At 45.9% G+C, this 12120-nt stretch carries 11 protein-coding genes; 1 reads left to right on the plus strand and 10 read right to left on the minus strand.

Going from position 1 to position 12120, the window contains the following annotated elements:
- Positions 1-99: 99 nt before the first annotated feature.
- Complete coding sequence (gene lrp / locus ACXAFQ_RS17405; protein WP_474824678.1) at positions 100-585, minus strand: leucine-responsive transcriptional regulator Lrp; 486 nt, start codon at positions 583-585, stop codon at positions 100-102.
- A gap of 134 nt (positions 586-719) precedes the next feature.
- On the opposite strand from lrp, the gene ald reads away from it, so the two are divergent.
- Entirely contained in the window at positions 720-1847 is a 1128-nt protein-coding gene (gene ald / locus ACXAFQ_RS17410) for an alanine dehydrogenase (RefSeq protein ID WP_474824679.1), read from the plus strand.
- Positions 1848-1921: 74 nt separating this feature from the next.
- Here the strand turns inward: ald and pyrF are convergent, their stop codons facing one another.
- The 9 genes from pyrF to serC all read right to left on the minus strand — a co-directional run bounded on the left by pyrF (position 1922) and on the right by serC (position 12048).
- The gene (gene pyrF / locus ACXAFQ_RS17415; RefSeq protein ID WP_474824680.1) at positions 1922-2614 is read right to left on the minus strand and encodes an orotidine-5'-phosphate decarboxylase; all 693 of its coding nucleotides are present in this window, start codon (positions 2612-2614) and stop codon (positions 1922-1924) included.
- A gap of 7 nt (positions 2615-2621) precedes the next feature.
- Entirely contained in the window at positions 2622-3791 is a 1170-nt protein-coding gene (gene lapB / locus ACXAFQ_RS17420; protein WP_474824681.1) for a lipopolysaccharide assembly protein LapB, read from the minus strand.
- Between the two features lie 3 nt (positions 3792-3794).
- On the minus strand, positions 3795-4049 hold the full coding sequence (locus ACXAFQ_RS17425; protein ID WP_474824682.1) for a lipopolysaccharide assembly protein LapA domain-containing protein: 255 nt from the start codon (positions 4047-4049) through the stop codon (positions 3795-3797).
- A gap of 82 nt (positions 4050-4131) precedes the next feature.
- Positions 4132-6471 carry a PilZ domain-containing protein gene (locus tag ACXAFQ_RS17430; RefSeq protein WP_474824683.1) on the minus strand — a complete coding sequence of 780 codons (2340 nt, stop codon included), beginning with the start codon at positions 6469-6471 and terminating at the stop codon, positions 4132-4134.
- 220 nt (positions 6472-6691) lie between these two features.
- A complete protein-coding gene (gene ihfB / locus ACXAFQ_RS17435; RefSeq protein ID WP_474824684.1) occupies positions 6692-6982 on the minus strand; it encodes an integration host factor subunit beta in 291 nt (96 codons plus the stop codon).
- Between the two features lie 76 nt (positions 6983-7058).
- The gene (rpsA, locus tag ACXAFQ_RS17440; RefSeq protein WP_070127696.1) at positions 7059-8729 is read right to left on the minus strand and encodes a 30S ribosomal protein S1; all 1671 of its coding nucleotides are present in this window, start codon (positions 8727-8729) and stop codon (positions 7059-7061) included.
- A gap of 131 nt (positions 8730-8860) precedes the next feature.
- Positions 8861-9535 (minus strand): (d)CMP kinase, encoded by a 675-nt coding sequence (gene cmk / locus ACXAFQ_RS17445; protein WP_070127697.1) that lies wholly within the window; start codon positions 9533-9535, stop codon positions 8861-8863.
- A 143-nt stretch (positions 9536-9678) separates the two neighbouring features.
- Positions 9679-10959 (minus strand): 3-phosphoshikimate 1-carboxyvinyltransferase, encoded by a 1281-nt coding sequence (gene aroA, locus ACXAFQ_RS17450; RefSeq protein ID WP_474824685.1) that lies wholly within the window; start codon positions 10957-10959, stop codon positions 9679-9681.
- 3 nt (positions 10960-10962) lie between these two features.
- Positions 10963-12048, minus strand: coding sequence for a 3-phosphoserine/phosphohydroxythreonine transaminase (serC, locus tag ACXAFQ_RS17455; protein ID WP_474824686.1), 1086 nt, complete (start codon positions 12046-12048; stop codon positions 10963-10965).
- Between the last annotated feature and the right edge of the window lie 72 nt (positions 12049-12120).

Raw genomic sequence — 12120 nt, forward strand, 5'->3', positions numbered from 1 at the left:
AGCAAAAGCCTACCATAAAGGTAGCTTAGTTACCTATTTTAATCTGCCTACGGTACATCTGCATGACGACTTTCTAATCGAAATTGACCGACTCACAGCTCATTTGAGGTTTATACGTAAAGAGGTAGTACTTTTTACTTCCTCCATCACCACGTAAGTACGAGATTCACTCACGCCAGGAAGCCGTAATAATGTATCGCCAAGTAACTTTCGATAACTCGACATGTCAGCCACTCTGGCTTTCAACAAAAAATCAAAATCGCCAGAAACAAGGTGACATTCTTGAATGTCTTCCTGATCTTGAACGGCAGCAGAAAATTCTGCAAATATATCCACTGAAGTCTTTGTTAAGGTAATCTCAACAAACACCAACATAGCTGCGCCTAGCTTCTCAGGTTCGAGTGTTGCGTGATAGCCCTTTACGTATCCCTGCGCCTCTAGCCGCTTGACTCTTTCCAAACACGGACTCGGACTCAACCCCACTGATTTTGCCAATTCAACGTTAGAAATTCTGCCGTCTTTCTGAAGTTGAATGAGTATATTCCTGTCTATTCGGTCAAGGTGTTTCGGGGTTTTTACCAGCATATTATATTCCGCAATTTGGCTATAACTCAGAATATAACATGGCATCTCAGAAATCTTCAGCACAAACTTCGTTTTTTCATCACGTATACTGCGGCACTTCAAAACACAATAAAACAGCAATGATTGAGGGTTCTATGTTAGTAGGTGTACCAAAAGAAATTAAAAACCATGAGTACCGTGTTGGCCTGACGCCAGCCGCAGTGAAGGAGTTTGTCACAAACGGTCATAGTGTCGTTGTGGAAACCAACGCAGGTACAGCGATTGGATTTACTGATGATATGTATATCGCTGCTGGTGCACATATCGCTGCAACAGCGGAAGAAATTTTTGCCGAAGCAGAAATGATCGTTAAAGTGAAAGAGCCACAGCCAAACGAATGTAAGATGCTGAGAAAAGGCCAAACCCTGTACACTTACCTTCACCTTGCCCCAGACCCAGTGCAAACAGAGCTTCTCATTGCCTCAGGCGCAACGTGTATTGCTTACGAAACAGTGACAGATGACCGTGGTGGTCTACCTCTGCTAGCACCAATGAGTGAAGTTGCAGGTCGTATGTCTGTTCAAGCAGGTGCGCACTACCTTGAGAAAGCGCATGGCGGCAGTGGTACGTTACTCGGCGGTGTACCAGGCGTAGCACCAGGAAAAGTATTAGTAATCGGCGGCGGCGTGGTAGGCATTAACGCGGCGAAAATGGCTGTGGGTATGGGGGCAGATGTCACTATTCTGGATCGCTCTCTACCTCGTTTACGTCAGATTGACGATATCTTTAATGGTCAGGTAAAAACAGTATTCTCAACAGTAGATGCTATCGAGCAATATTCTTCAAAAGCTGATTTAGTGGTTGGCGCGGTACTTATTCCGGGTGCGGCTGCTCCTAAACTGCTGAACGAAGAACACATCAAAGCGATGAAGCCAGGCTCAGTCGTGGTTGACGTTGCAATTGACCAGGGCGGTTGTTTTGCGACCTCTAAGGCCACCACTCACCAAGATCCTGTATACATTATTGATGACGTAGTTCATTACTGTGTAGCAAATATGCCGGGCGGTGTTGCTCGTACATCAACCATGGCGCTGAACAATGCAACGCTGCCGTTTGGTCTGGCATTGGCCAACAAAGGGCCTAAGAAAGCCATGCTCGATGACAAACATTTGTTGAACGGACTGAACGTTCACGAAGGTAAAGTGACTTACAAAGCCGTAGTTGATGCTTTAGGTGAAAAGCTGGGCCTCACCTACACACCAGCAGAAGAAGCGTTGAAATAATCAGTAGTAGTTACTGAAAAAGCCCCGCGGTGTGCGAACACAGCGGGGCTTTTGTTTTATAAACCACAATATATTTAAAGTGATGCGTTTACTTCTTTTAATACGGTAATGGGCTCGTCTGCCTGGGTAATAGGACGGCCCATCACAAGGTAACTCACGCCGGCTTCCATCGCATCGACGGGTGTCATCACACGTTTTTGGTCGCCAACATCACTGCCAGCAGGACGAATACCAGGCGTGACCAACAAGAAAGGTGCCTTCATGGTTTTCCGTAGAAGCACGGCTTCTTGTGCCGAACAAACAACACCATCCAGGCCCGCTTCAAAAGTGAGCGCCGCAAGCTTCTCAACCTGTTGGGCAGGTGTTACACCAGGAACAACACGTTGAAGTTGTGCTTCATCCATACTGGTTAATACTGTTACGGCGATCAGTTTGGTTTGTGGATGAGAGCTGGATTCAATGGCCAGTTTCGCTGCTTTCATCATTTCCAGGCCGCCACTTGCATGGACATTTACCATCCACACGCCCATTTCTGCTGCCGCTTTACATGCTTTGGCAACCGTGTTCGGAATGTCGTGGAATTTGAGATCAAGAAAGATATCAAAGCCTTTATTCTGAAGCTTTTTAACCAGTTCTGGGCCGAATAAGGTAAACATTTCCTTACCGATTTTCAGCCGGCACAGGCTTGGGTCTAGCTGGTCAACAAATGCCAGGGCATTGTCTGCATTGTCGTAATCGAGAGCGACGATGACTTTAGGATCTTGCATGAGAGATTTATTCTCCGTCTAAGCCTTTGATGGGTTTTACTACATTCCATTTCTTACAGGATGGGCATAGCCAATACAGTTTTCTTCCAGAAAACCCGCAACTTGCACAGCGGTACTTGGGACGCTGCTTGATCTGTTCTTCAACTAAACCTTTCAACAAACGTAAACTATCTGCGGATTCAGTATCGTTGATTTGGTCTATATAAAGCCCCATGAGGGTTTTGAACCCTTTCATGGTAGGACGCTTGCGCAATTGATCAAGCAAATATTGGGCAGCTTCGGATGTTTTACCTTGGTGAATTTTAATATCGACCATGGCGAGATAAGACGTTGCACATTCTTGCCAATGCGAAGCCAATGCTTTCTCGAAACCATCCCAATCTCCGGTTTCGTTAGCGATGACTTCTAAACTTGGAACCGCTTCACTAAACCAGTTCAGGTCGTGTTCTGCAACTTGAATAAAATAGGCATTCGCGTCGGAATATCGTTTTTGGTCTAACGCAATATGTCCCAGCATAAGCCAGGGACGTACAGCATGCTCATCAGCGTTTACCGCTTTTTGAAGCAATATCAGTGCGTCGCCCTGCTGACCATTGCTCTGTTCTATTTGTGCCTGCTCGCAATAAAAATGGGCAAGCCGTTCACTCACATCATCTGTATCGCCATGGCACTCCACCATACGCTCAGCAAGCTCGATGGCGCGCTCCCATTCTTTGGTTGTCTGATAAATGCTGAATAATTGTTGTTGAGCGACCTGATAGTGCCTATCGCTATTCAATAATTGCAGATAAGCACCTTCAGCACGTTCCAGAAACCCGGCCTGCATGTAATCTTTGCCTAACTCTTTGAGCGCGTTTTCTTGCTGTGTTCCCTGAATTTCCTCTTTTGAAACCAGGTTTTGATGAATTTTGATGGCGCGATCTATTTCTCCGCGATGTCGGAAAAAGTTCCCCATGGCGATGTGAGTCTCCACCGTATCGCTATTGAGGTTGATCATCTTGATGAGTGTATCGACAGCTTTATCAGGCTGGTCGGATAAAAGAAAATTGAGGCCTTTATAATAATGACGGGATAAAATGCTCGATTGTTTCCGCTGCGCTTGACGCACACTGTTGCGGCCCATTATCCAACCGTAGCCGGCCGCAACAGGCAAAAGAAGAAACAACAATTCCAGCATATTTTATTCTTTCGTCGCCTTGCGTAACCGGCCCCGCACCGCAACGAGCTGAACACGCAAGCTCAGCCAGCTAAGAAGCATCATGAGTAATCCTATAAGGATACCAATGGATAACGTAATAGCGATTAGCGTAGACATCCGGAGTTCAGACTGCGCTATCAAATAATTAACGGTCACTAGCGTTTCGTTCTGCGAGCCAATGGCGAATGCCATCACTAACAGGAAAACGATAACAAGAAGTGTGATTATTCCTTTCAACGTAAAAACCTTTGTTTTTCAACTAAGCAAAAGGATAGCAAATTGAAGGAAAACATAATATCAGAATCAGTAAAAATCTACGTTATGCTGTCGCTGCAGCCTGCTTTTGCTCAGCTTTAGCTTTGACCGGACGCAATTTTGCGCGCATCACTGCGCTGTGAAGAGCAGATTCGCTAGTCAAATACAATACATGACTATAAGAGGTCTGCATTACGCTGAAGCGATCGTACATGGGTTTATCGATACGAGAAAGCTGAGCCAGGCGCTTTTTAGACATAGTTGTTTCGTGATTTTGGCATCGGCTTACGTCAACCTTGGTTACGCATAACTCAATTTTGTTTTCAGTCAAATGGTTATGCACCTGCTTTCTTAACACACCGAAGAAATACTCTTGTTCTGGAAGGTAAACCAGCTTGCTATCGCTTTTACGCACGCAATGCACGACATTCGCGGAGGTTACTTTTCCCTCGAACATTTCCGATAGCAAACGAGACTTAGGCTTATCCGCGTTTTTATCGGCGAAAAAGCCATGCATAGGCACCACATTTTCGATAACAGAAAATGGATATAAATCACTGCATTCACTGGCCTGATAAAGTGTTTTCAGACGGTTGATTAAATAACGGTTATTAATACACAAAATGCTGGCAGAGGGATGATGACGAACAGCCAGTTCCCAGGCAAATCGGTGGCTTCTTCGCTGAATTACCGTTAAATCGCGAGATTTAAAGTAACTGATATTTTTATTTACTAACTGATTAATGCTTGCACAAACTGTCTCTCGTTTTGCAAACAGCTTTAGCCGTATTACCTTCTTGCAAGACGAAACACCGACAACGCGGTAACGCTGAGACTTGAGTTTGAACTCGGGTACGGAAACCTTCAGTTCTTTCTCAGCCGACGATAGTGGTTCAGGCAGCTCAATACACATGCCATTGGGCGAGATGTCTTTTACGAACACCTGTTGTGATTTTAACAACCCCGTTTTAATTGCCCCTTCCTTCTCCAGCAAATATCGGGTTTCGGCACGCCGGTTAAGTTGCTCATCAAAAAGCAGCGAAATTTTCGCTTTCGCGGTGTCTTGCAAGAATTCATCGGGGATTGCTGGCATCGGCAGTCGCTGACTCAGAGCCAAGCCAGTCAAACTTTCCGTCGCATTTCGATAAAACATGACATGGGAAATCTGCATTAGCTGCTCGTTCTCGTTCGAGACAATGTCATGAATGGCAAACGCTTTTTGCTTATCTACGTTACCAACCTGCTGCAAGCGACAGTGTGCGCAGTACATCGAGTTATTCGCATTGAGCAAGTGAACAACCTGAGCGATTATGCCAGCTTTCTCGAGCTCACGAATTGTCGCGGCAATTCTTACCTCGCCCTGCTTTGTTTGTATTAACCCTGTTATGACAAACGACTCAGAGTACGTCGTCATCTCAGCCATGACTCGTGCGATAAGCTTTGGGCGAGTGAGATCATGAGTGGCAGGAATTCCGCCACTAAACTGTTCGTTAGCGGCCGTGAAAAGCACCGAGAGCGGTGTTACACCTTGCTTATTCACTTGCAAAAATACCGGAACCCACGGGCTATTATCGAGAATACGATCACGCTCAAGATCTTGCATGGCTCGTTCACTTTCCAGTTCACGCTGCAAAGGCTGTTGAAACGAAGCCATGTTCACATATTTTTTTAGTGCTGCCACTATTTTTGGGTCGGTAGTCGGGTGAAGTCGAAAGTGCGTTTCGTATTTTTCGGTGTGCTTATTGAATTTAATCGCACTTACCATGTATCTAACAGCCTGCTCTTTGGGTATGCCTGGTATCTCGGGTAAATGAAAACTAAATACCTCTTTCGAGCTTACTTTCGGCGGGCGCTTGCTCTCAAGCGACATACTGTTACTGGCAAACGAAGATACCGTACAGCTACGCCCTTTTTCGAACTCAAGTGAAGACACGGGAAAATGGGGTGTAATTGCCAGTTCATCACCAAAATTAATGTCGTCTAACGTTTGGCTTTCGATTGTGAACGCATCAACGATTTTTTTATGATTTTCCTTCTTAAGGTGTTCTTTATAAAAATCAGAATTAGTGATGGTTTCAAAAACACCAACCGTATAACGCTCTCGATAAAGTTCGGACTCTTTTTGCAGTATTTGCGCCCCCACTTTATCGAGCCGCATTTCGACCCCAAAATGGGAAAATTTGAAAACAGGAAATTGTGCAAAGGAGGAATTGTCCGCTGGCGCGTCAGTCAGTGACGTGAGCCTGATGACTTCTTCTTTAATTGTTTTGCGAATAGAAGCCGAAACACGACCCGTGAACTTGTTCAGGCCTTCGAGCAGTCTATTATCTTGCTCGTAAGGAATAAGCGCTCTAATGAGCGGCTGATACTGTTTTATGACCTGTTGTTCTTCGGAAGCTGGCATTATTTTTATTATTACAGCAAAAAAGTATTAATTAGCACCTTTCTAATATATCGATTATGAGATCGTGGTCAAGTTTTAATCTTATAAATTAGACTTATTGATAAAGATGGTCTACCGCGTTCTTATTATGCTTCTTACGGAATGGGGATACGTAGTTATGCGATTGCAGAAATAACAAAGAGCAGAAATAAAAAAAGCCGCAGAATGCGGCTTTTTAGAATTAAGCGCTGATGGCGCTATCTACCCGTTCACGTAATTCTTTACCGGGTTTAAAGTGTGGAACATATTTACCATCAAGTTTAACGGTATCTCCGGTTTTAGGGTTACGCCCAACACGCGGAGCGCGGTAATGCAGTGAAAAACTACCAAAACCACGAATTTCGATACGCTCACCCTTTTGCAGAGTTTGCGCCATCTGTTCCAGAATTTCTTTAATCGCCAGCTCTAAATCTTTTGCCGGGATATGTCGCGCCTGGTCCGCGAGCCGTTCAATCAGTTCCGACTTGGTCATCTAAAACCTCTCTCGTAAAAACATTATGGTACAGCTACTACGGAACGGGTGTGGGTTTAGCACACCCGTATTTGCATTATTCGCCTTTAGCAGCTTTAAATGCTTCTGCCATCGCGTTTGCGAAGCCAGCGTCTTCCTGCTGGTTAACTTTGTCGATAGCTTCTTTTTCGTCAGCCTGATCTTTCGCTTTAACAGACAGGTTAACAGTGCGGTTTTTACGGTCTACGCCCATAAATTTCGCTTCGATGCTTTCGCCTACGCTAACAACTTCAGAAGCGTCTTCTACACGGTCACGAGACAAGTCAGCAACACGGATGTAGCCGTCAACTTCTTCAGACAGGTTAACTGTAACGCCTTTCGCGTCAACAGCAGTAACTGTACCGTTAACGATAGCACCTTTCTTGTTATCTGTCAGATACTTGTTGAAAGGATCTTCTTCGATTTGCTTAACGCCAAGAGAGATACGCTCACGCTCTGGGTCGACTTGCAGAACAACGGCAGAGATTTCGTCGCCTTTCTTGAATTCACGAACTGCGTCTTCGCCAGTTTTGTTCCAGCTGATGTCAGACAGGTGAACCAGACCATCGATGCCGCCGTCAAGGCCGATGAAGATACCGAAGTCAGTGATTGACTTGATCTTACCAGACACTTTGTCGCCTTTCTCGTGAGACTTCGCGAACTCTTCCCAAGGGTTAGCAATACACTGCTTCAGACCCAGAGAAATACGACGACGCTCTTCGTCGATTTCCAGAACCATAACTTCTACAGTGTCGCCTAAGCTAACAACTTTAGATGGGTGGATGTTCTTGTTAGTCCAATCCATTTCAGAAACGTGAACCAGACCTTCTACGCCGTCTTCGATTTCTACGAAGCAACCATAGTCAGTCAGGTTAGTTACCTGACCAGAGATCTTAGTGCTTTCTGGGTAACGCTGAGAAATGTCGTGCCATGGATCGTTGCCCATTTGCTTCATGCCCAGAGATACACGTTGCTTGTCTTTGTCGAACTTCAGAACTTTAACGTTGATTTCGTCACCAACGTTTACGATTTCACTTGGGTGCTTAACGCGCTTCCAAGCCATATCGGTGATGTGCAGAAGACCATCTACGCCACCCAGATCTACGAACGCACCGTAATCAGTCAGGTTCTTAACAATACCCTTGATTTCGTGACCTTCTTCCAGGTTAGCCAGCAGAGTTTCACGTTCTGCGCTGCTTTCTGCTTCGATAACTGCACGACGAGAAACAACTACGTTGTTACGCTTCGCATCAAGCTTGATTACTTTAAATTCAAGCTCTTTACCTTCCAGGTGAGTGGTGTCGCGTACTGGACGTACGTCAACCAGAGAACCTGGCAGGAACGCGCGTACACTGTTAACTTCAACAGTGAAACCGCCTTTAACTTTACCGTTGATAACGCCTTTGATAGTGGCTTTATCTTCGTAAGCTTTTTCCAGCTCAACCCAAGCTTCATGGCGCTTAGCTTTCTCACGAGACAGGATAGTTTCACCGAAACCGTCTTCTACTGCGTCGAGTGCTACGTCTACAGAATCGCCAACAGCGATTTCTAATTCGCCTTCAGCATTTTTGAATTGATCAGCTGGGATAGCACTTTCTGATTTCAGGCCTGCATCAACAAGAACGATGTCTTTGTCGATAGAAACTACGGTACCTTTAACAATCGAACCAGGGCGTGTTTCTAATTCCTGGAGGCTTTCTTCAAAAAGTTGTGCAAAATTTTCAGTCATAAGTTCAGTTAATTTATTCAGTTTAAAACCACATTACAGTCCGGCTAACGTGGGGTTACTAACAAAAGTCGTCACATCCTGTGTCGACATATCACAAAAAACGGAAATACAAATAAAGGTAACGCTGTTAATCAACGTACCTTTGTTCTTACAATTTCCATCGCTTTTTCAAACACCTGGGTAATATCCAGATGCGTGGAATCTATTACTACAGCATCTTCTGCCGGTACCAATGGCGCTACTGCGCGTTGGGTGTCTCGTTCGTCCCGAGCTTTGATATCGGTTAAAAGGCGCGCAATGTTAACATCCATGCCCTTATCTTTCAACTGACTATATCTACGCTCCGCGCGGGCTTCGGCGCTGGCAGTCAGAAAAAGTTTTACCTGTGCATCAGGAAATACAACAGTACCCATATCGCGACCATCTGCGACCAATCCAGGTTCTTGCTGAAACGCTCGTTGACGTCGAAGCAATGCCTCGCGTACACGAGGTAATGCTGCTACCTGTGAGGCAACCGCCCCAACCTGCTCGGTACGGATATCGTCTGTGACATCCTCGCCCTCAAGGATGATGCGACTGCTTTCGCCGTCGGTCTCGAAACTCACATCAAGACCTGTTGCCAACGGCACAATAGAAGGCTCATCGTCTACCGGGATGTCATGATGAAGTGCGGCTACAGCCAGCACGCGATATATAGCACCACTGTCGAGAAAGTGCCATTGAAGTTCTTTTGCAAGCAAACTGCTCAGGGTTCCTTTACCAGCTCCACTCGGTCCGTCAACCGTGACGACGGGGATCAGTTGCATAGCTGCTCCAGTTATAAGTTATAAAAAGGTTATAAAATCGCGCGCAATTATACCCGCCCTGAGTAGATTAGCAATGCCGCCTTCCAGGAAGATGGCATTGCGTTTCAGGGCGTTTAGTTAGAATGACAGAAGATGTGGAACACTTAGTGACAGATTGTTGCGAATCTGTCGAAGTAGTCAGGGAACGTTTTTGCTGTGCAGCCAGGATCGTTGATTGTCACAGGCGTATCACTCAGCGCAACGAGTGAGAAACACATGGCAACGCGGTGATCGTTGTAAGTATCAATGGCTGCGTGCTTCAGCGTCGTTGTTGGCCATACCGTTATGTAATTATGGCCCTCTTCTACCTTTGCACCTAACTTTTCAAGTTCTGTTGCCATCGCATTCAGACGATCCGTTTCTTTTACCCGCCAGTTATAGATGTTACGAATGGACGTCGGCCCTTCTGCGAAAAGCGCGGTAGTAGCAATGGTCATCGCTGCATCTGGGATATGGTTCATATCGAGGTCGACACCTTTCAGCGGTGCACCAGTCACAGTGATAGATTCATCATCCCACTCCACCTTAGCGCCCATAGCCTCAAGCACATCAGCAAAACGAATGTCACCCTGTATACTTTTGCTACCAATACCCGTGACTTTTACCGTCCCGCCCTTAATCGCGCCTGCAGCAAGGAAGTAAGACGCTGACGACGCATCGCCCTCAACCATAAAACGTCCTGGCGCTTTATAAGTTTGATTGCCCTTCACTTCAAAACTCGCGTAATCGTTGTTAACCACGTCGATACCAAATTTCGCCATGGTATCTAAGGTAATATCGATATACGGCTTAGAAACAAGTTCACCTTTAATTTTGATTAACGTATCAGATGCAAAGAGCGGCGCAGCCATCAGAATCGCGGTAAGAAACTGACTGGAAACACTCCCGTCCACCGACACTTCATCTGCCGATAAACTACCGCCGGCAATACGCAGAGGTGGGTACCCCTTGTTTTTCAGATAGGTAACATCTGCACCGGCTTCAAGTAATGCATCGACAAGATCGCCAATCGGGCGTTCTTCCATGCGCGGCTCACCAGTAAGGGTAACCAACACATCACTGGCTGCCAGTACCGCACAAAGCGGACGCATCGCGGTACCTGCGTTACCTAAAAATAACTCTGTTTCGCCGGTCACTTTAAATTTACCGCCGATACCCTGCACTTTGCATTCGGTTTTACTGTCGCTCAGTTCATAACGCACACCTAGCTTTTCCAGTGCCACGAGCATATGACGAATATCGTCGCTGTCTAGCAAATTGGTGAGTGTCGTTTCACCATCAGCCAAAGCAGCAAGTAACAAAGCGCGATTAGACAGGCTTTTAGAACCAGGGACGTTAACTTCACCGTCAATACGGGAAATCGGTTGTAAGGTTAACTGCTCCATAACTTACCCGTTTTCCTTTTCAAACTGTTTCATAAATTCAACCAGCGCAGCAACACCTTCCACTGACATGGCGTTATAAATACTGGCACGCATACCACCTACAGAACGGTGGCCTTTCAGTGCTTTCAGGCCAGCAGCATCAGATTGTTCAAGGAACTTCTGGTTCAGCGAGTCATCAGCTAAGTGAAATGGCACGTTCATGATAGAGCGGTTATCAGGATGTACTGGGTTGCTGTAGAAGTCACTACCATCGATGGCTCCATATAACAGCGCCGCTTTTTCTTCGTTGCGCTGCTGCATGGCAGTTAAACCACCATTGCTTTTCAGCCATTTGAATACAAGACCAGCCAAATACCAGGAGAATGTCGGCGGCGTGTTATACATGGAGTCATGTTTCGCCATCAATTCATAATCGAAAATTGATGGTGTTTCCTTACGGGCTTTACCAATCAGATCGTCACGCACAATTAACACTGACAAACCTGATGGACCGATATTTTTTTGTGCGCCAGCATAGATGATACCGTGTGCAGACACATCGAGAGGTTTTGACAAAATGCAAGAAGACATGTCTGAAACCAGTGGTACGTTTCCAGATTCTGGTAACCAGTCAAAGGCAACACCATCTACTGTTTCGTTAGGGCAAAAATGCAGATAGGCAGCTGATTGGTCAACGTTAGCTTCCGTCACTTTCGCCACAGCCTGTAGGCCGTCTACTTCAACGGTTTCCCCAATGACTTTGGCGTTGTTGTATTTGGCAGCTTCGGCAACGGCACCTTTAGACCATGAACCAGTAACCATGTGTAAAGACGTGTCTGAAGAAGTCGAAATGTTAAGCGGTACAGAGGCAAACTGTCCACGGCCACCGCCGTGTGCGAATAACACTTTATAATTTTCAGGTACATTGAGAAGATCGCGCAGATCTTGCTCTGCCGTAGCGGCAACCTCGATAAAGTCTTTACCGCGGTGGCTCACTTCCATTACTGAACAGCCTGAATCGCGCCAGTTAAGGAATTCCGCCTGTGCTTGTTGCATGACCTCTGCAGGCAGCATGGCTGGACCTGCACTGAAGTTAAATACGTTACTCATAGATTTTTTCAACACCTGTAAACACAACAAGCGGCAAAAGCCGCTTGTTGAATAAGAGTTAAAACGCGTTTT

Source organism: Alteromonas sp. ABH2_165 (assembly GCF_056159945.1).

Excerpts from the sequence above, each read along its gene's own strand:
- aroA (WP_474824685.1), bottom strand. The coding sequence starts at position 10,959 with ATGGAGCAGTTAACCTTACAACCGATTTCCCGTATTGACGGTGAAGTT.
- pyrF (WP_474824680.1), bottom strand. The coding sequence starts at position 2,614 with ATGCAAGATCCTAAAGTCATCGTCGCTCTCGATTACGACAATGCAGAC.
- serC (WP_474824686.1), bottom strand. The coding sequence starts at position 12,048 with ATGAGTAACGTATTTAACTTCAGTGCAGGTCCAGCCATGCTGCCTGCA.
- lrp (WP_474824678.1), bottom strand. The coding sequence starts at position 585 with ATGCTGGTAAAAACCCCGAAACACCTTGACCGAATAGACAGGAATATA.
- rpsA (WP_070127696.1), bottom strand. The coding sequence starts at position 8,729 with ATGACTGAAAATTTTGCACAACTTTTTGAAGAAAGCCTCCAGGAATTA.
- ald (WP_474824679.1), top strand. The coding sequence starts at position 720 with ATGTTAGTAGGTGTACCAAAAGAAATTAAAAACCATGAGTACCGTGTT.
- cmk (WP_070127697.1), bottom strand. The coding sequence starts at position 9,535 with ATGCAACTGATCCCCGTCGTCACGGTTGACGGACCGAGTGGAGCTGGT.
- ACXAFQ_RS17430 (WP_474824683.1), bottom strand. The coding sequence starts at position 6,471 with ATGCCAGCTTCCGAAGAACAACAGGTCATAAAACAGTATCAGCCGCTC.
- ihfB (WP_474824684.1), bottom strand. The coding sequence starts at position 6,982 with ATGACCAAGTCGGAACTGATTGAACGGCTCGCGGACCAGGCGCGACAT.
- lapB (WP_474824681.1), bottom strand. The coding sequence starts at position 3,791 with ATGCTGGAATTGTTGTTTCTTCTTTTGCCTGTTGCGGCCGGCTACGGT.